Source organism: Pseudomonas sp. NFACC42-2, assembly GCF_900116055.1.
Lineage (GTDB): Bacteria > Pseudomonadota > Gammaproteobacteria > Pseudomonadales > Pseudomonadaceae > Aquipseudomonas > Aquipseudomonas marginalis.
Genome location: NZ_FOZO01000003.1, coordinates 77,864 through 96,810, shown reverse-complemented (window position 1 = coordinate 96,810; position 18,947 = coordinate 77,864). Strand labels below are relative to the sequence as shown.

The 18,947-nt window shown below is 61.9% G+C and carries 17 protein-coding genes and 1 riboswitch; of the genes, 8 read left to right on the top strand and 9 right to left on the bottom strand.

Annotated elements, in window-relative coordinates:
• The first annotated feature begins 24 nt into the window (after window positions 1-24).
• The 4 genes from BM416_RS07770 to BM416_RS07755 are packed head-to-tail and all read left to right on the top strand — an operon-like array spanning window position 25 to window position 3,470.
• On the top strand, window positions 25-615 hold the full coding sequence (locus BM416_RS07770) for a paraquat-inducible protein A (protein ID WP_092487062.1): 591 nt from the start codon (window positions 25-27) through the stop codon (window positions 613-615).
• Complete coding sequence (locus tag BM416_RS07765; protein ID WP_092487059.1) at window positions 612-1,256, top strand: paraquat-inducible protein A; 645 nt, start codon at window positions 612-614, stop codon at window positions 1,254-1,256. Before BM416_RS07770 ends, BM416_RS07765 begins: the two co-directional genes overlap by 4 nt.
• Window positions 1,237-2,892, top strand: coding sequence for a PqiB family protein (locus BM416_RS07760; RefSeq protein WP_092487056.1), 1,656 nt, complete (start codon window positions 1,237-1,239; stop codon window positions 2,890-2,892). Before BM416_RS07765 ends, BM416_RS07760 begins: the two co-directional genes overlap by 20 nt.
• Before the next feature lie 17 nt (window positions 2,893-2,909).
• Window positions 2,910-3,470 carry a PqiC family protein gene (locus BM416_RS07755; protein ID WP_065938550.1) on the top strand — a complete coding sequence of 187 codons (561 nt, stop codon included), beginning with the start codon at window positions 2,910-2,912 and terminating at the stop codon, window positions 3,468-3,470.
• A 12-nt stretch (window positions 3,471-3,482) separates the two neighbouring features.
• Here BM416_RS07755 and BM416_RS07750 read toward each other — a convergent pair whose 3' ends face one another.
• The 5 genes from BM416_RS07750 to BM416_RS07730 form a co-directional block, all read right to left on the bottom strand.
• Window positions 3,483-6,212, bottom strand: a complete 2,730-nt coding sequence (locus BM416_RS07750) for a winged helix-turn-helix domain-containing protein (RefSeq protein ID WP_092487053.1) — start codon at window positions 6,210-6,212, stop codon at window positions 3,483-3,485.
• 241 nt (window positions 6,213-6,453) lie between these two features.
• A complete protein-coding gene (locus tag BM416_RS07745; protein ID WP_065924270.1) occupies window positions 6,454-7,818 on the bottom strand; it encodes a DUF1329 domain-containing protein in 1,365 nt (454 codons plus the stop codon).
• Window positions 7,819-7,847: 29 nt separating this feature from the next.
• Window positions 7,848-9,710, bottom strand: coding sequence for a DUF1302 domain-containing protein (locus tag BM416_RS07740; protein ID WP_092487050.1), 1,863 nt, complete (start codon window positions 9,708-9,710; stop codon window positions 7,848-7,850).
• Between the two features lie 331 nt (window positions 9,711-10,041).
• Window positions 10,042-11,724, bottom strand: a complete 1,683-nt coding sequence (locus BM416_RS07735) for a fatty acid--CoA ligase (protein WP_092487047.1) — start codon at window positions 11,722-11,724, stop codon at window positions 10,042-10,044.
• Between the two features lie 202 nt (window positions 11,725-11,926).
• Window positions 11,927-12,559: a LysE family translocator gene (locus tag BM416_RS07730; protein WP_065938546.1), complete on the bottom strand. Its 633-nt coding sequence runs from the start codon at window positions 12,557-12,559 to the stop codon at window positions 11,927-11,929.
• An 84-nt stretch (window positions 12,560-12,643) separates the two neighbouring features.
• On the opposite strand from BM416_RS07730, the gene BM416_RS07725 reads away from it, so the two are divergent.
• From BM416_RS07725 to BM416_RS07715, 3 genes are all read left to right on the top strand, one after another.
• On the top strand, window positions 12,644-13,609 hold the full coding sequence (locus BM416_RS07725) for a 2-hydroxyacid dehydrogenase (protein WP_092487044.1): 966 nt from the start codon (window positions 12,644-12,646) through the stop codon (window positions 13,607-13,609).
• Window positions 13,610-13,639: 30 nt separating this feature from the next.
• Complete coding sequence (locus BM416_RS07720; RefSeq protein ID WP_092487041.1) at window positions 13,640-14,638, top strand: class I SAM-dependent methyltransferase; 999 nt, start codon at window positions 13,640-13,642, stop codon at window positions 14,636-14,638.
• 51 nt (window positions 14,639-14,689) lie between these two features.
• A riboswitch (yybP-ykoY riboswitch) is annotated at window positions 14,690-14,809 on the top strand.
• An 89-nt stretch (window positions 14,810-14,898) separates the two neighbouring features.
• Window positions 14,899-15,483, top strand: a complete 585-nt coding sequence (locus BM416_RS07715) for a TMEM165/GDT1 family protein (RefSeq protein ID WP_092487038.1) — start codon at window positions 14,899-14,901, stop codon at window positions 15,481-15,483.
• 81 nt (window positions 15,484-15,564) lie between these two features.
• Here the strand turns inward: BM416_RS07715 and BM416_RS07710 are convergent, their stop codons facing one another.
• The 4 genes from BM416_RS07710 to BM416_RS07695 all read right to left on the bottom strand — a co-directional run bounded on the left by BM416_RS07710 (window position 15,565) and on the right by BM416_RS07695 (window position 17,646).
• On the bottom strand, window positions 15,565-16,383 hold the full coding sequence (locus tag BM416_RS07710) for a M48 family metallopeptidase (protein WP_027604784.1): 819 nt from the start codon (window positions 16,381-16,383) through the stop codon (window positions 15,565-15,567).
• 151 nt (window positions 16,384-16,534) lie between these two features.
• Window positions 16,535-17,155 (bottom strand): SOS response-associated peptidase, encoded by a 621-nt coding sequence (locus BM416_RS07705; RefSeq protein WP_027604785.1) that lies wholly within the window; start codon window positions 17,153-17,155, stop codon window positions 16,535-16,537.
• Between the two features lie 36 nt (window positions 17,156-17,191).
• A complete protein-coding gene (locus BM416_RS07700) occupies window positions 17,192-17,452 on the bottom strand; it encodes a putative signal transducing protein (RefSeq protein WP_027604786.1) in 261 nt (86 codons plus the stop codon).
• Between the two features lie 11 nt (window positions 17,453-17,463).
• Window positions 17,464-17,646 carry a CPXCG motif-containing cysteine-rich protein gene (locus BM416_RS07695; protein WP_027604787.1) on the bottom strand — a complete coding sequence of 61 codons (183 nt, stop codon included), beginning with the start codon at window positions 17,644-17,646 and terminating at the stop codon, window positions 17,464-17,466.
• Between the two features lie 132 nt (window positions 17,647-17,778).
• On the opposite strand from BM416_RS07695, the gene BM416_RS07690 reads away from it, so the two are divergent.
• Window positions 17,779-18,942 carry a 1-acyl-sn-glycerol-3-phosphate acyltransferase gene (locus BM416_RS07690; protein ID WP_175539043.1) on the top strand — a complete coding sequence of 388 codons (1,164 nt, stop codon included), beginning with the start codon at window positions 17,779-17,781 and terminating at the stop codon, window positions 18,940-18,942.
• Window positions 18,943-18,947: the final 5 nt, after the last annotated feature.

Sequence of the window (18,947 nt, the reverse complement as noted above, 5' to 3'; positions counted from 1 at the left end):
CCGTGCCGCGTTGGAGCGATCCCCATGGCGAATCAACTGATCATCTGCGAGCACTGCGACTGTGTGTACGAAAAAGTCACGCTCGCCAAACATCAAAAAGCCCACTGCATACGTTGCGCAGGCGTGCTCCAGCGCTACAACGGCCTGACCGTGCAACAGCGTCTCGCCCTGACGCTGACGGCTGCGGTGCTGTGGACGTTCGCCAATTTCTATCCCGTGATGAGTATCAGCCTGCAAGGCCTGAAAAGCAGCGCCACGCTATGGGATTCGGTGGTAGCGCTGAGCCTGGGGCCGATCACGTTTATCGCGTTGGTGGCGGCCATTTCCATCATCATCGCGCCGGTGTTCCAGTTGCTGCTGCTGATGTGGGTCTTGAGCTTCGCCCTCGCGGGCAAGCGCTCACCGGCGTTCCGATTGTGCATGCGTTGGCTGGAGGCACTCAGGCCCTGGAGCATGCTGGAGGTGTGCCTGCTCGGGGCAATGGTGGCGGTGTTCAAGCTGGCCGGCATGCTTGATGTGATCCCCGGCACCGGCCTGTTTGCCCTGGCCGTGCTCAGCCTGTTACTGATCCGCATTGCCGGACGTGATGTGCGCGACCTGTGGGACACCGTATGAACACACCGCCGACGGCCAGCGAGCTCGGCCTGTGCCTCTGTCACAGTTGCGGATTGTCCTGCGACCTACGCGACGGGCCGACCGAATGCGAGCGCTGCGGCGCGCCCTTGCACCGGCGCAAGGTCAGTTCCCTGACGCGCACCTGGGCCTACATGCTCACCGCGCTGGCGTTCTATGTGCCGGCCAATCTCCTGCCGGTGATGAACACCACCATGCTCGGCTCGGGGGCGGACAGCACCATCATGAGCGGGGTGCTGGAGTTCTGGCAGCACGGCGCGTGGGACATCGCGCTGATTATTTTCATCGCCAGCATCGCAGTGCCCGGCATCAAGTTTGTGTCCCTGGCCCTGCTGCTGGTCACCGTGCAGCGCAATAGCCTTTGGGCACGCAAGGAACGTTCGAAGCTGTTCCGCTTCGTCGAACTGATTGGCTACTGGTCGATGCTGGATGTCATCGTGGTCGCGCTGGTGGCCGCACTGGTGAAGTTCCAGGCCCTGGGCACCATCGAGCCGCGCCTGGGCATCCTGTTTTTCGGCCTGGTGGTGGTGTTTACCATGCTGGCCGCCATGAGCTTCGACCCGAGGCTGATCTGGGAAACCCCACACAACAAGGAGACCGCGGATGACGTCACATCCCACTGACACCCCGCAAGCCCCAGGATCGCCTGCAATCAAGACACGGCGCTTCAGCGTTTCGCTGGTGTGGATCGTGCCGATCGTCGCGGTGCTGGTGGGGATTTCGCTGGTGGTACACAGCGTCCTCCAACAGGGCCCGACCATCACCCTCAATTTCAAGACCGGCAGCGGTCTGACCGCGAACAAAACCGAGGTCAAGTACCGCAACGTGGTGATCGGCCAGGTGACCGACGTCGCCTTGAGCGACGACCAGAAGAGCGTCAACGCCACGGTTCAACTGGCCAAGCAGGCCGAAAGCTTCACCCGCGCCGATTCACAGTTCTGGGTGGTGCGCCCGCGTATCGGCGCCGGCGGCGTATCCGGCATCGATACCCTGCTCTCCGGCGACTACATCGGTGCCGACATCGGCCAATCGGAGACCCGTGCCAAGCAGTTCAAAGGCCTGGAAAACCCGCCGCCCATCACCTACGGCGAACCGGGCAAGCGTTTCACGCTGCACACGCAGACCCTCGGTTCGCTGGATATCGGCTCACCGGTGTACTACCGCAAAATCGAGGTCGGCCAGGTGGTGGCCTACGAGCTGGATGCCGAAGGCAAGGGTGTCAATGTCGAGGTGTTCGTGCATGCGCCCAATGATGCCTATGTCACCGAAAACACGCGTTTCTGGAATGCCAGCGGGGTTGACCTGAGCGTCGGCGCGAATGGCTTCGCGCTGAAGACCGAATCGCTTTCGTCCATGCTGGTCGGCGGCATCGCCTTTCGGGCACCGCCGTACAGCCCCAACGACAAACCGGCTGACGAAGCACGTACCTTTGAGCTCTTCGACGACCAGGACAGCGCCCTCGCCCCACCCAATGGCGAGGGGCAATACATGACCCTGCGCTTCGACCAGGCATTGCGCGGGCTCAAGGTCGGGGCGCCGGTGGAGTTCCTCGGCGTCGAGTTTGGCAAGGTGGTGTCGATCAACCTGGACTTCGATGCCAGTAAACGCAGCTTCCCACTCAACGTCGGTATCGTGATCTATCCACAGTTGCTCGGGCAGGCCCACACCAAACTGCTCAAGGTCATGAACCATGACCCCAACGATGAGGCCGCCGGCGTACGGCTGATCGGCTCGTTCATCGAAAATGGCCTGCGCGCACAGGCGCGTAGCGGCAACCTGCTGACTGGCCAGTTATACATCGCGCTGGACTTCTACCCGAAAGCCGAGAAGGTCAAATTTGACCCCAGCCTGCGCCCGGTCAGCATTCCAACCATTCCCGGCAACCTCGAGCAACTGCAGGAAAAACTCGAGAGCATCGTCAACAAGATCAACCAACTGCCGATCGAACGCATTGCCGGCAACCTCGACAGCAACCTGGTCGAGCTGCGCAAAGGCCTGACCCAATTCAACGCCAAGACCCTGCCCGGCGTGCAGAACACCCTGGCTGACGTGAGCAAGACGCTGCAATCGGCCAGTTCGACCCTGGCCGAGGATTCACCGCAGCGCGAGCAGTTGACCCAGACCCTGGATGAACTGGGGCGCATGTCGCGTTCCCTGCGCGAACTGTCGGACTACCTGGGCCGTCACCCGGAATCGCTGATTCGCGGCCGTCCCGACAACGCCGCGCCCCTGGACCTGCAAGGACCTCCACGCAAATGACCCCTGGAGCAAGCGCCATGACGTTTCCGTTGAAAATCACAGTGGTCGGCATGCTGCTGTTGCTGGCGGCGTGCAGCAGTACGCCGATTACCTTTCATACGCTGACACCGGCGCACTGGAATACGGCCACGGGAGCCGACGCAGGCAGCATCCGGATTGAAAGCATCACCGTTCCCCCCCAGGTCGACCGACCGCAGATTGTGATCCGCCAGGGCGACAGTGGCGTGGCGATCCTGGAAACCCAGTGGTGGGCCGCGAGCCTCGCGGATGAGCTGAGGAGTGCGCTGGTGGACCAACTGGCCAACAGCAACCCTCGACAATCGATGTTGTTGCGTCTTGAAGTGCAGCGCTTTGACTCCGTACCCGGCCAATACGCATTGCTCGACGTCAAATGGCGCCTGCGCCCGGCCGGTGGCACCGAGCGCCCACCGCTGACCTGCCGGACCACGTTGCAGTCGCCCGCCGGGCCGAGCATCGACAACGTGGTGCTCGCCCATCAAAACAATCTCAAGCGCTTTGCCGCGCAGGTCAGCCAGGCGGTCGACAGGTCAGCCGGCCAGTGCCCGACGACACCGTAAACCGTCCGGCACTTACGCCAGCAAGCCCATGGCCTTGGCTCGCGCCACGGCCTGGGTGCGTCGCTCCACCCCAAGTTTGCTGTTGATGTGGCTGGCGTGGGTCTTGACGGTGTGCAGGGAGATAAACAGCTGGTTGCTGATTTCCTGGTTGGAGCAGCCTTGGGCGATCAGTTGCAGGACCGCCAGCTCGCGCGTGCTCAGGGTTTCGTGGCTGGTCGTGACCTCGGGCGTCACGACCGCCGGGAGAAGCGCGAGCAGGCTCTGGTGCAGCACACCTTGCGGGTCTTTGCCCAATTGCTCGCGCATCCAGTCCGGATGCCCGTCCAACAAGCGCTGGAACGGCTGTAACGCGCCCCCGGCACCCGCCTCGAACGCCTGGGCCAGCACCGGCCGCGCCCTGGCTTCCTGACCGCACTCGAGCAGCAACTGGGCCTGCTGGGTCAGCGCCATCAGGGCAATCATCTGGCGCCCACTGTCGTGGGCCTGTTGCGCCAGTGCGTCGAGCCGCTCCAGCGCCGCCAGGGGCTGATGGCGCACGGCATCGAGGGCGGCTTGTTGCAGCCCGATATGCTGCGGCAAGTGCGGATGGAATTCCGGTGCAGCGGCGGCCTGTTCGCCGTGGTAAGTCTGCCCCAGGCGCGTCAGCCAGGCATCCGCCAGATCGGTGCGCCCCTGGGCCAGCCACAGTTCGCATTTGATCAGGGTAATCATCGCCAGGTAGTAGATCGGCGGCACATCCCAGATATGCATCAAGCGCTCGGCTTCGGCGAGTTCGGCGAAGGCTTTGGGAAAGTCATGGCGCCGCCCTTCGAAGCTGGCGATCACGCAATGGCCGATCAGCACGCTGATATCGCGACAGGCCCGCGCCTCGGCCAGGCCTGCGCGCAGGAGGGCAATGCCGGTTTCGGGCTGGTTGCGCACCAACAGCAAATAGCCTTCGTAGAGCGACAGCCGCGCACGCACCGCATACAGTCGCTGCGGTGCCAGGCCGTGCAGGCGCTGCAGGCCCTGGCGCACCTCGTCGAGGGCGCGCAGGATTTCGCCACGGGCCTGCAGCACCCGTGCACGGTCGTAATGGGCCAGGGCTTCGAACAGCGGGTTGCCGACGCGCTGCGCCAGTTCCAGGGATTCGCGGTTCAGGCCACGGGCGCGCCACAGATCGCCATCGGCAATGGCCAGGTTGGACAGGGTCGACAGGCACACCAGGCGCTGGCCGTAACGCCGTTGCGGCAGGCTGTCCAACGCCTCGCTGCAATAGCGCTGCGTCAATTCACGGTCACCTCGACCGCGGGCGATAATCCCGCTCAGCGCCAGCCACTGGGCCAGCATCGAGCGCTGTGCGGTGGCCGAGGGCGCCGGCAGGAAGCGACTGAGGTACGCGGACAGCTCCTGCGCCGCATCCAACTGGCAGGCCAGTGCCAACGCCCAGCTGTACAGCACAATCAGGCGCGGCGTGCTGATCAGCAGGCTGTCGGGCAAGTCCATTTTCCAGCGCAGCAACATGCCGACATTCTGCTCGGCCAGCAGTTGTTCTTCGGACAGGTTCTGCACCAGGTTGGCCGCCACGTCGAGGTGCCCGGCACGCAACGCCTGCTCCACCGCCTCGTCGATCAAGCCCTGGGCGTTGAACCAACGGCACGCGCGCAGATGCAGGCTGGCGGCCGGCAAGACATTGCTGCTCGCGCGACGGGTGCGCAGCAGGTCGGAGAACAAATGGTGATAACGGTACCAGTGTCCCTGCTCGTCCAGGGGCACCAGGAACACCTGGTGGGCTTGCAGGTAACGCAGGATCTCGGCGCTGTCATGGGCTTCGCGCACGGCATCGCACAACTCGCTGCAAAAACGCTCCTGGGGCGCGGTGTCGAACAGGAACGCCTGCACTTCGGGTGGCAGGCAGTCGATCACTTCTTCCAGCAGGTAGTCGCGGATCAGCCCTTCCCCACCGTGCAGGCTTTGTGGCAAGGCGTCCTCGCTGCCGGCTTCGGAAGCCGCCAGCAGCCAAAAGCGCAGACCGGCCACCCAGCCTTCGCTGCGGCGAATGAGATTGTCGAGGGCTTCACCACTCAAGGAACTGCTGTGGCGATCCAGCAACGCCTGGGATTCGGCATGGGTCAGGCGCAGGTCTTGCTCGTGCAACTCCAGCAAATGCCGTGACAACCGCAGGCGCGCCAGATGCCAGTCCGGGCGCTGGCGGCTGGTGACCAGCACCACCAGGCCATCAGGCAAATGGTTAAGGAAGAATTGCAGGCATCGGTCCAGCACCGGTCCCTGGGCCAGATGGTAGTCATCCAGCACCAGCAATAATGGCGCACGGGTGGACAGGTGCACGGTCAGCTCATCGAGCAGGCCGTCGAGCCACTCTTCAAACGCAAAGGGTTGGTGACGCTGGCGCATTTTCAGCAAGCCCAGGGATTGGGCGCCGAGTGCCGGGAAGTAGTGCTGCAACCCTTCGAGCAGGCGCTCAAGAAAACGCCCCGGGTCGTTGTCCCGTGGGCTCAGGCCTAGCCACAGGCTGTGCCAGTGAGCCGGCAGGCCCTGGCAGAACTCCACCGCCAACGAACTCTTGCCGAACCCGGCCGGTGCGCAGACCAGCAGCAACCGCCCCTCCAGGCCGGCGCCCAGCCGTTCACACAGGCGCGGACGCAGCACGTAGCCATCAGGCAGCGGGGGCCTGTAGAAGCGACCTTCCAGGGTCGGGATTATCCGGCTGGCAGGCCCTTGGATTCGGGACAGATCAGTCATCGCCGGGCTCTTGTAGAAGGCTGTTGTCGGCATTGCAGATGTCCGCAGACTAGCGGTAAAAGCGGCGGGTTTGTAGATCTTTGCAACATTTGCCTGAAAAAGAACTGAGACAAGAAATATCGCCACAAACAAAAAGTGGAAGGGGGCTTGCTCCCGATAGAGGCGGATCAGTCAATGCTGCGCTGACTGTCACACCGCTATCGGGGGCAAGCCCCCTCCCACCTTGAGTTACTCGTGCAACTTAGCGAACACCGTCCTGGCGCAGGGCCGCCGGGGTGAAGTCGCTGGTGGTGGCGGTGAAGCCGAAGTCATAGGCCTGCTTCTCTTCGTTCTTCATGCCCAGGGCCAGGTAGCGGCCGGACTGCAGGTCGTAGAGGGTTTCCAGGGCGTACCACGGCACTTGCTTGTCGTAGTAGTTCTCGGCATGGGCTTCGGCGACACGCCACAGTTGGCCACGGCCGTCGTAGTGGTCGATCACTGCGGCTTGCCAGGTGTCTTCGTCGATGTAGAAGTCACGCTTGGCGTAGATGTGGCGCTGGCCTTCCTTCAAGGTCGCGACCACGTGCCAGACACGGCGCAGCTCGTAGCGTGCCAGGTCCTGGTTGATGTGGCCGGCCTTGATGATGTCGGCGTACTTGAGCTTCGGATCGTCGATCTTGTAGCTGTTGGAGGCGATGTAGATTTCCTTCTTGCCCTCCAGTTTCCAGTCGTAGCGGTCCGGCGCACCGTTGTACATGTCGAGGTTGTCGGAGGTACGCAAGCCGTCGGCGGCGGTACCCGGCCCGTCATAGGACACTTGCGGCGCCCGACGCACGCGGCGCTGGCCGGCGTTGTAGACCCACGCCGAACGCGGTTCCTTCACCTGGTCCAGGGTTTCGTGCACCAGCAGCACACCACCGGCCAGACGTGCCGGCGCGGTCACTTGCTGCTTGAAGTAGAACAGCACGTTGCCCGGGTTCTTCGGGTCGAAGTCCTTCATCTTGTCGCGGAACACGAACTGGTCGCGGAAGTACACCAGGCTGTAGGAGCCGTTGGTTTGCGGCGTGGCCTGGGTCACCAGGCGGGTCACGCTGCCACCGCGATAACGTGTGATGTGGTTCCAGATCACTTCCACGCCGCTTTTCGGGATCGGGAACGGTATGGCGGTTTCGAAGTTTTCCAGGCCGTTGCCGCCAGACACCAGGTTGGTGGTGGTGGCGTTCTTCTTGATGGAGGCGAACACATCGGCCGGCACGGTAGCGCCGCGATGGGTCGGGTAGACCGGCATCTTGAAGGTCTCCGGGTAACGCTTGAACATCGCGTACTGCCCCGGTGCCAGCTTGTCCTTGTACTGCTCGACGTTCTGCGCGGTGATGGTGAACTGCGGTTGCTCACTGGCGTACGGGTTGGCGAGGAAACCTTTGGCATCCACAGCGCCGGCGTTGGTCGGCATCGGCGACCATTTCGGGATGGTGCCGGCCGCGTTACCGGCCATTTCCGCGCCCATCGGCGTCAGCGTCGTGCCCAGCTTGGCGGCTTCATCCGCCGACACGGCCGCCATGACATTGCTCGCCAGGATCGACAGCCCAAGCACACCCACGTGCAACAGACTTTTGGTTATTTTCATGTTCTGGTCTTCCTGAAAATACAGTGTGCTTAGAAGTTGGCGCCGAAGCTCAGGGCGACGAAGTCGCGGTCACTTGAGGTGTTGAAGTCACCACCAAAGAAGTTGGTGTAGGCAAGGCTCGCCGTGTAGGTGTTCTGATACTCAGCGTCCAACCCCAGGCTCACCGCTTTGCGGCCCTCTTCAAAGTTGCCACCAGGGCCTGGCGAATAACCTTTTACGTCATGGGACCAGGCCACGTTTGGCTTGAGGTTGACGCCAGCGAACACATCCGGGTATTCCCAGATTGCACGTGCGCGGTAGCCCCATGAGGTGGCGGTGGTGAAGCCATCGTTATTGCAGTTGGTGTTGAGGTTGGCAGCATTGGCCTGGCCGCCGCCTTGAGCAGTGGAGTTGTTGAGTGCGGTACAGAAACCACCCGGCAACTGGCCCGGACCGAACACCGGATCGCGGCCATAACGCGCCTGGGACCTACTCTCCAGACCGCCCACGTGGGTCACGCCGATTTCACCGACGGTGGTCAAGCGACTGGCGCCCATGACTTGGTCGAAGAAGTGCGTGAAGGTGGTTTGGAACTGGGTGACTTCCTTGCGATTGTAGCCATGCAAATCCTGACCCGGCGACCCTTTCAACACAGATGCATTATTGAAGGGCGGAAGCGGCGTGACACCGGCAAAGAGAATGTCTGTGGTACTCAGTTGGACCGGGGCATTAGGACGGTAGCTCAACTCGCCGCTCCATGCAGTCCCTGTGGGCAGGGTGGTGGAGAAACTCAAACCATAGAGACGGATATCTTCAGGGTACTCGACGAAATAATTGGAGTTACCGGCGACCACCAACGGACGCAATTGGCCAGGCACACCTGGCGTTGCGCCAGTGTAGGCTGATTGTGGGGCCCCCTGGGCACTGAAGATCGGCGCACGACTGTGGTAGTTCATGAAATAAGCGCCGAACTCTGTATCCAGAGGCTCGAAATTGTAATGGAACGCGACACCGAACTGACCACTGTCGCGCGCATCACGGTCCGGGCCGCGACGCACCAGTACGCCCTCGTTATTGACGTCGACGCCATTTGCGGCGAGCCCTGGGAGTACTCCGGCAGGGAGGAAGCGACGGCTGTTCAACACTCGCAAATTGTTACTGCAGCCATCGGAAATAACATCAGGTTGAGAGAAGAAAGTGCCGCAGTTATCGGTAACCGTCTGGTCCCACTCCAACTGATAAAAGGCTTCCGCCGACAAGTTATCGGTCAGCGTTTGCGACACATAGAACATGTTGACCGGAATCAAGCCTTCCTTGATTTCCGCACCCGGACGACGGAACGCAGACACGTCGATCGGGTTGATGGAGTTGATACCACCGCCGATGAAGGTACTTTCGCCCCAACTCACCACCTGCTTACCGAACCGCACGCTGCCCGGCTGATCGGCAATGGCATAGTTGTGATAGACGAAGGCGTCGAGAATCTGCCCACCGGAGGACTTGGCGCCCTCCTTGCGGTTGTTGTCGCTGATGTCCTTGAACTCACGGCTTTCGTCCTTGAGTTCGAAGTCATACCAGTACTTGCCACGCACGAATACGCCAGTGTCGCCGTATTTCAATTCCAGATCGTGGATGCCCTTGAAGATCTTCGAGAACGTCTCGCCACGCTTGAAGTTCAAGTGGCCGTCATCGGAGGTCTGGGACAACCCCTTTCCACCATTGTTGACGCCAATGAGGTCACGGTTGGGCTTGGCCGTCGACCAGCTCGCCCCCACAGACAGCGACGAGTCAAAACTCCCTTCGATTTCACCGATATTGAAACTGACGCCGAATGCGGGCCCGGCGAGCGTAGAGGCGAGACTGACGGCCAGGGGCAGTCTTGCCCGGCGCCAGAACTGGTTTACTGAGGTCATCGACGCTACTCCATGTGCATTATTGTTATGGCAGTGAGTTTGTTCTGTGATGCTTGTAACGGCCGGAATACAACGATTCCAATGCCGCCTGGCAACTGAACCTCCATGGCCCGAAGCGATGCATCCTTGAAAAACTCTGGGTGGGACTATAGCCAGCAGGGGGTACCGCTTGATCCCTCTAAAGTGTGATTTGCATCACCAACCCGTCTGCCACAGCCCTTTCGCCATGTCGGCGAAGGCCGACGCGGCAAGGATGGCTGAAAATTGGCAAATCACAAGTGAAGGCGCGAGATAGAGCATCGCCGTGCCACTAAGGGCACGGCAAATCAGCTCAGAGGGTGGACAGGAAGGTGCTGTTGTTGGCCTGCCATTCAATGATGTCAATACGGATACGTTTTTTGTCGAGCTTGCCGACACTGGTCTTGGGAATTTCCGTAACAACGGCGATCTGGCTCGGAATCGCCCACTTGCTCAGATGGCCCAGTTCGACAAAAGGCTTGAGGTGTTCCTTGAGCTCGCGGGCCCCAATCTCATGGCCATCACGCACCACCAGCAACGCAAACGGGCGCTCGCCCCACTGCGGGTCGGCAATGCCCACCACCGCTACTTCGCGTACCGCCGGGTGACGGCTGACCAGGTCTTCGAGGGCCAGGGAGGAGATCCACTCGCCGCCTGTCTTGATCACGTCCTTGATGCGGTCGCGGATATCGATCACCCCAAATGCATCGAGGGTGGCCACGTCGCCGGTGTGCATCCAGCCACCCGCCCACAGCTCGGCGCCCTTCTGCGGCTCGTTGTAATACCCCTCGGTCAGCCACGGCGCGCGCAGCACCAACTCACCCTGGGACTCGCCGTCGGCGGGCAGGAAATTCCCCTCGGCGTCCATGATCGCCGCTTCCACCAACGGCCCGGGCACGCCGGCTTTGATGCGGTAGCTGATGCGCTCGTCCTCGGTGCCGGCCATCAGTTCCTCGTTGAGGTGGGCGCAGGACACCAGCGGGCCGGTCTCGGACATGCCGTACGCGGCGGTGAGCTGAATCCCACGGGCCTTTGCCGCCTCATACAGCGTGCGGTTGAGCGCACTGCCGCCGATGACGATTTTCCAGCCGCCAAAATCGACGCCTTGGGCAGCCTTGGCGTTGAGCACCATTTGCAGGATGGTCGGCACGCAGTGGGAAAAGGTGACCTTCTCCTTGCGCCACAGCTCTACCAGGTATTCCGGGTCGTAGCGGCCGGGGTAGACCTGCTTCAGGCCAAGCATGGTCGCCACATACGGCAGGCCCCAGGCATGCACGTGGAACATCGGCGTGATCGGCATGTACACGTCGTTGGTGCCCAGCAGGCGCACGCTGTCGACGCTGCCCATGATGGTCGCCACGCCGATGGTGTGCAGCACCAGTTGGCGATGGGTGAAGTACACGCCCTTGGGGTTGCCGGTGGTGCCGGTGGTGTAGAAGGTGGTGGCGACGGAGTGTTCGTCGAAGTCCTGGAAATCGTACTTCGGGCTAGCGGCGGCCAGCAGGGTTTCATACTCACCGACTAGGTTGGGCAACTCGGCGGTCTTGGCTTCGCCATCGGTGAGCAGCAGCGTCTTGTCCACGGTGTTGAGCTGCCCGGCAATGGCCTGGTAGAGCCCCACGAACTCGCTGTTGACCAGCACGAAGCGGTCTTCGGCGTGGTTCATGGTGTAGAGAATCTGTTCCGGCGACAGGCGCACATTGATGGTGTGGATCACCGCGCCGATCATCGGGATGGCGAACATGCATTCCAGGTAACGATGACTGTCCCAATCCATCACCGCCACGGTGTCACCGGCCTTGACCCCGGCTGCGGTGAGCACGTTGGCCAGGCGCGCGACGCGCTCGATCAAGGTCGGGTAGGTGTAGCGCAGCTTGTCGCGGTAGACGATTTCCCGGGTCTTCTCGTAACGGGTACCGGACATCAACAGGCGCTTGATCAACAGCGGGTATTGATACGCACCTTCTGCGGGCGGAATAACACGGGTCTGCAACATACGAATCCCTTTTATGACTGCACGGTCTTGGCTTGAAGACCTGCACTGTAGAGAGGTTATGTTTCAGCTAAATCAGCCAAAGGAATGATTTGCAGAAGCTGGGGAATGCTAGCTTTGAGCCATTATTCAGGGCAATGGAGGTCAAATGTGGGAGGGAGCAAGCCCCCTCCCACACTGGATTGTGTTTACTTGAGAACAGCGTTTATTTCGCGCTGGTAAACGCCAACTTCACCCCAATCGCGATCAACACCGCTCCCATGGTCCGATCAAACCAATGCCCCATCCGCGCAAACCCGGCGCGCACGCGCTGCTGGCTGAACAACATCGCCACCAGGCAGAACCACAACGCCGTCGCCACCGCCAGGTACACGCCGTAGCCGGCCTGGATCGCCAGCGGTGTGTGCGGGTTGATCACCACGGTGAACAGCGACAGGAAGAACAACGTCGCCTTGGGATTCAGGCCGTTGGTGACGAAGCCTGCGGTAAACGCGCCGCGCGGGGTGCGCTCGCCCGCTTCGCGGTGCAACTCGCCCTCGGCGGCAGGCTTGGCCGGTTTGGCGCGCAGGGCCTTGAAGCCGATGTACAGCAGGTAGGCGGCGGCCGCCCATTTCAGTGCATTGAACAACACGATGGACTGGGACACGATCAGGCCAATGCCAAGCAACGAATAGCCCACGTGCAGGAAAATCGCCGAGCCCACGCCCAGCGCGGTCCACGTCCCGGCGCGACGGCCGTGGGTCACACTCTCGCGCACCACCACCGCGAAATCCGGGCCGGGGCTGGCCACCGCCAACAGGTGAATCAGGGCTACGGTCAAAAACTCGGCGGCGTACATACTCACTCCATTAAGTAACGGATTATTTCATCTGGTAGGCTCGGCAGATTACGCCTTCGAACCCTGTCGCAAAAGGTACAGTTGATGACGAACAATCGCCGCGCCGTCTTCCTTGATCACCCCTCCCTGGATCTGGGCGACCTCGACCTCAGCGAGTTGCACGGCAGCTTCAGCGACTTGCAGTTGTTGACGGGCACCACACCGCAGAATGTGGTCGAGCGCCTGCAAGGCGCGCAGGTGGCGATCAGTAACAAAATCCCGCTCAACAGCGAGACCCTGGCGGCCTGCCCGGAACTCAAGTTGATCCTGGTATCGGCCACCGGCACCAACAACATTGACCTGGAAGCCGCCCGCGCCCACGGCATCACCGTGAGCAACTGCCAGGGCTACGGCACACCGTCGGTGGCGCAGCACACGATCATGCTGTTGCTCAACCTGGCGACGCGGCTGCAGGACTACCAGCGCGATGTGAGCGCCGGCAAATGGCAGGAGGCCAAGCAGTTCTGCCTGCTGGACCACCCGATTGTCGAGCTGGAAGGCAAGACCCTCGGCCTGCTGGGCCATGGCGAACTGGGCAGTGCCGTGGCCCGCCTGGCCGAAGCCTTCGGCATGCGCGTGCTACTCGGCGCGATCCCCGGGCGCCCTGCCCGTGCCGACCGCGTGCCCCTGGATGAACTGCTGGCGCAGGTGGACGCACTCACCTTGCACTGCCCGCTCAATGAACACACCCGGGGCTTTATCGGCGCCCGTGAATTGGCGCGGCTCAAGCCCGGCGCATTTATCGTCAACACCGCGCGCGGTGGCTTGATCAACGAGCAGGCCCTGGCCGATGCCCTGCGCAGCGGCCACCTGGGCGGCGCGGCGACCGATGTGCTGAGTGTTGAGCCCCCGGTCAATGGCAACCCGTTGCTGGCCGGCGATATTCCTCGACTGATCGTCACACCCCACAACGCCTGGGGCAGCCGTGAAGCGCGGCAGCGTATCGTCGGCCAACTGGCGGAAAACGCCCGGGGCTTTTTCAGCGGCGCCCCGCTGCGCGTCGTCAGTTGATAAACTGCGCCCCTTTTCAAGGAGCAGACCATGGATCCGCGCAGTGAAGTACTGCTTCGTCAGGCCGAACTTTTTCAAGGCAACCTGCTGCTGGTGGGTTTGCCCGCCGACGACCTGCTGGGTCGCCTGCCCAACGCCCACGGCTGGTGCTGGCATGCCGGCGACCAGGCGGCGCTCGACGCACGCTTCCCGGAGCGCAGCCAGTTTGGGGTGAATGCGCCCGAGCGCGGGTTCGATGCGGCGGTGATCTTCCTGCCCAAATCCAAGGACCTCACCGATTACCTGCTCAACGCCGTGGCAGCGCGACTGCCCGGCGCCGAACTGTTCCTGGTGGGGGAGAAAAAAGGCGGTATCGAAAGCGCCGCCAAGCAGATGGCGCCGTATGGCAAACCGCGCAAGCTCGACAACGCGCGGCATTGCCAGCTGTGGCAAATCACCGTGGCCAACGCTCCGCAAGCGGTCGAGCTGGAGAGCCTGGCGCAGGTGTTCGATGTGCCGCTGGCCGAAGGCCCGCTCAAGGTGGTGAGCCTGCCGGGTGTATTCAGCCACGGCCGTCTGGATCGCGGTACCGAGCTGTTGCTGGAGCACTTGGACAAACTGCCGAGCGGCCATTTGCTCGACTTCGGTTGCGGCGCCGGTGTGCTGGGGGCGGCGGTCAAACGGCGCTACCCGCACAACAGCGTAACGATGCTGGATGTGGACGCCTTCGCCGCTGCCAGCAGTCGCCTGACCCTGGCCGCCAACGGGCTGGAAGCCGAGGTGCTGACCGGTGATGGCATCGACGCCGCGCCGATGGGTTTGAACGCGATTTTGAGCAACCCGCCGTTCCATGTCGGGGTGCACACCGATTATTTCGCCACCGAGAACCTGCTGCGAAAAGCGGCGAAACACCTGGCAAAAGGTGGCGAACTTCGCCTGGTGGCTAACAGCTTCCTCAAGTACCAGCCGTTGATCGAAGAGCATCTGGGCGTGTGTGCGGTCAAGGCCGAAGGCAATGGTTTTCGCATCTACCGTGCCAAGCGCGGCTGATGGCCGTTTGAAAAAGAACGCTTGCCGAATGGATTTTGCCTAGGCAGAATCCGCTCCGTCCTAGGGGAGTAGTCTCCCACGAGCGCCACGCTCGTCCGGCATACGTCAACATACTTGGTCAACAGGCCATGGCGTATGCGACCCAGGAGTCCGCACAGACGGACCGGGGTTTGACAAGACCTATGACACGCACACCTTACCCGGGGCGGGAAGGCTGTACGTGTCATAGCCGTGTCGACCCGCCCCTGGAAACCTACCTGATGCTGGATTCATTGCTCGTTCCTACCGCAATCGTTGCCTTGGCCGAAATCGGCGACAAGACGCAACTGCTCGCGCTCATCCTTGCCGCACGCTTTCGCAAACCCTGGCCGATCATCGCCGGCATCGTCGCTGCGACCCTGGCCAACCATGCGGCGGCCGGTGCCGTGGGGGCCTGGTTCGGGAGTTTCTTCTCGGATGCGGTATTGCACTGGATTCTCGCGGCCAGCTTCTGCGCCACCGCGCTGTGGACCCTGGTGCCAGACAAACTCGACGATGACGAAGCCAGCACTTCGCGCAAGTTCGGGCCGTTCCTGACCACGCTGATTGCCTTCTTCCTGGCGGAAATCGGGGACAAGACCCAGATCGCCACAGTGATGCTAGCGGCGCAATACCCGGAACTGTGGCTGGTGATTATCGGCACCACCCTGGGCATGTTGATTGCCAACGTACCGGTGGTTCTGGCGGGGAATTTCGCGGCGGAGAAATTGCCACTGACGTTGATTCGCCGATTGGCGGCTACGGCGTTCTTTGTCCTGGCGATTGTGGCGGTGTACAAGGCCATGCAGAGCAGTGGCTGGATCTAGCTGCAAGCTTCAAGCCTCAAGTTGCAGGAAGAAGCAGTGCTTTTTCTTGCAGCTTGAAGCTTGCTACTTGTCGTTGAAGTCTTAGGACTTCTTGGCCTGCTGGTAGAGCGGCATCACCTTCGGAATCGCCGCCTGTAACGAGGCAATGCGGCTGTCGGAGGCCGGGTGAGTGCTCATGAACTCCGGCGGTGCGCCTTCCGAAGCCTTGGCCATCTTGTTCCACAGCGTGATCGCCGCGTTCGGGTTGTAGCCGGCGCGGGCCGCCAGTTCCAGACCGATCAGGTCCGCTTCGTTTTCATTGCTGCGGCTGTTGGGCAAGGTCATGCCGTAGTTGGCCACGGTATCGGCCAGCGCCAGGCTGTCCTGGCCCAGGCCGAACAACGCGCCGGCGCCCTGCTTGGCCATCTCGATACCGTAGGCCTTGGACATGGCTTCGCGGCCATGCTCCCGCAAGGCGTGGGCGATTTCATGGCCCATCACCGCGGCGAGTTCATCGTCGGTGAGCTTGAGGTTGTCGATCAACGCGCTGTACACGAAGATCTTGCCGCCAGGCCCGCAGTTGGCGTTCATCTCATCGCTCTTGATCAGGTTCACTTCCCACTTCCACTGCGCCGCATCCGGGCGGAAGGTCGGCGCCTGGGCGATCAGGCGATTGGCGATCGCCTGCACGCGCTTGGCATTGGCGCTGGTCTTGTCCAACTGGCCTTTGCTGCTGGCCTCGCCCAGGGTCTGCTGGTAGGACTGGGCGTACATCTGGTCGACTTCCTGGCTCGACAGCATGCTGAACATATATTGCTTGCGCTCAACCCCGACGGCGCCGCCGCTGGTGGTGTTGACCGACTGACACCCGGCCAGCAACACGCCTGCCGCCAATACACTTACGGCCAATGATTTCTTCATCAATACACTCTCCCTGAAAAGACGCCCTGAAAACATGGCGCGTATCGTAGGCGCTCATTTGTATCGGCGCCAGATACAACAGACGTGTAACCGATGAATTTCGGACACATCTCACACGCCCGGCAACTTCAGTGAGCAACCGGCCTCAGGCTCAGGCCGGGGTCAGGCACTCCGGCCCGTTGAGCTTGGGATCATTGACCATGTTGGCCAGGACTCGCTCACGCAATGGGGCCGGCTCACTGGCCAGCAAGCCTTGCAACACATGCAAGGGCGTCTCGGGATCGAGCCAGGCGGCCTGCCCCGCCGCGTCCAGAATCAACGGCCGGCGCTGACTCTGGGCGGCCTGGGTCACCACTGCCGTACTCAGCCACACCTGCTCCTGCACCGGGTACGCCTCCCAGATCGCGGCAAAAAACAGGGTCGAGCCCTCCCCCGGCGTCAGCCAGTACGGACGCTTGCGCTGGGTGCCGCGCCATTCGTAAAAGCCGTTGGCGGGCAGCAGGCAACGACGCTGGCGAAACGCTTCGCGAAACATCGGTTGCTCGGCCAGGGTTTCGGCACGGGCATGGGCCGGGGTGCGGGAAAGGTCAGTCAGCCAGGGCGGCGTCAGGCCCCAGCGCGCCCGTGCCAGGGTGCGCTGGCCGTCATTGAGGCGCTGGATCAGCACCGAATCATTCGGGGAAATGTTCCACTGGGCCTGCTGGTCGGCCGGAAAGCCCGGCAGGGCAGCAAAGGTAGGGTTCCAGCGAAACAGGGCATAACGTCCACACATGGGGCAACACGACTCTTGGGTAAACCGACCGACAGCCTAACAGACCAATACGTCGGGGAAGCTGTCGGGTTCGTCGCCGGGCAGGGGTTGCGCACCGATATAGGCGGTAATCAGCTCGCGGGCTTCAGCCGCCCGGTCGTTGTCCACTTCCAGCCCCAGCAGGCCGAAGATCGGCAACTCCCCCGTGCCGCCGAGCAAATGGCGCCCTACCAGGTGCGCCTCGATGCCCTCGCTGGCGAGCATTTGCTGCAGCAACTCGCCTTCCATCAGGTTTTCCGGTTCGTAGATTCGCTGCATGGGCGTACCTGTTATTCGTTTTCACTGCGGGTTTCGAGCATCCACTCTTCACCATGGACCTGCAGGTTGAAAATGATCGGTCGGCAACACACCTGACAGTCCTCGATGTAGGTCTGATCACCGCCGGATAAATCCACCGCGGTCTCTACCGCTTCACCACAATAAGGACAATCGTACAGTGCAGTTTCCAGCATCGCAGTCTCCCAGGTGACTTGTGCGTATAATCGCCGGTCTATTTACAGGGCTATTTTCCGGCCGGGCCAATTGCCCGGACGCTCCCTGGTATTTCCTTTACTTACCCTAGCCGTTTCTAACAAGAGAGCATGATGGGCGAATTCGATACCATCCGACCTTACAACGACAGCGAAGTCCCGGCAGTGCTGGCCCGGCTGTTCAGTGACAAGGCCTTTCTGGACATCCTGACCCACTTCCGCTTCCCGCGCTTTGCCGGCGCCCTGGGCTGGCTGCTCAAGCCGATGATCGCGCGCAAACTGCGCCGCGAGTTCGCCGGTGTCACCACCGTGGCCACGCTTCAGGACAAAGTCGAGTATTACGTCGACCACACCATTGACCGGGCGACCGACGGCGTGACCTACACCGGCGTCGAACAGCTCAAATCCGGCACCGCCTACCTGTTCCTGGCCAACCACCGCGACATCGTGATGGACCCGGCCTTCGTCAACTATGCCGTCTACCACGCCGGCCTGCCGACGCCACGGATCGCCATCGGCGACAACCTGCTGCAAAAGCCGTTTGTCAGTGACCTGATGCGCCTGAACAAGAGCTTCATCGTGCACCGTTCGATCACCGGGCGAAAGGAGAAGATGGCGGCGTTCAACCTGCTGTCGGCCTATATCAACCATTCGATCCGCAACGACTGCCAGTCGATCTGGATCGCCCAGGCCGAAGGCCGCGCCAAGGACGGGGATGACCGCACCGAGTCGGCGATCCTCAAGATGTTCCATGTCAGCCGCAAGGACGAGCCGTTTGCCGAAGTGATCCAGTCACTCAACCTGACGCCGGTGTCCATCAGCTACGAGTACGACCCGTGCGATGCCGCCAAGGCCCGCGAACTTTATATCCGCGCCACCACCGGCACCTACGTCAAGGCGCAAGGCGAGGATGACGTCAGCATTGCCCTGGGCATCACCGGCTACAAAGGCCGCGTACATATCAACTTCGCGCCGCCGATTACCGAGCGTTTCGAAGACACCAAGGTCCTGGCCGTGGAAATGGATCGGCAGATTCTCGGCGGCTACCGGCTGTTCCCGGTGCACTACCTGGCGTACGCCCAGTGGAGCGATGCCGACCCGCAGTTGCAGGTGCCGAAGGCGGCCGAGGTGTTCCCGGCGGATGAACTGGCCAAGGCGAAGGCGGAGTGGGAGCGGCGCCTGAACGACTGCCCGGCCGAGCACCGTCCGTTCCTGGTGGTGCAATACGCGACGCCAGTGCGCAATCAGTATCGGGTCAAGGCGGGGATCCCGCTGTAACCACC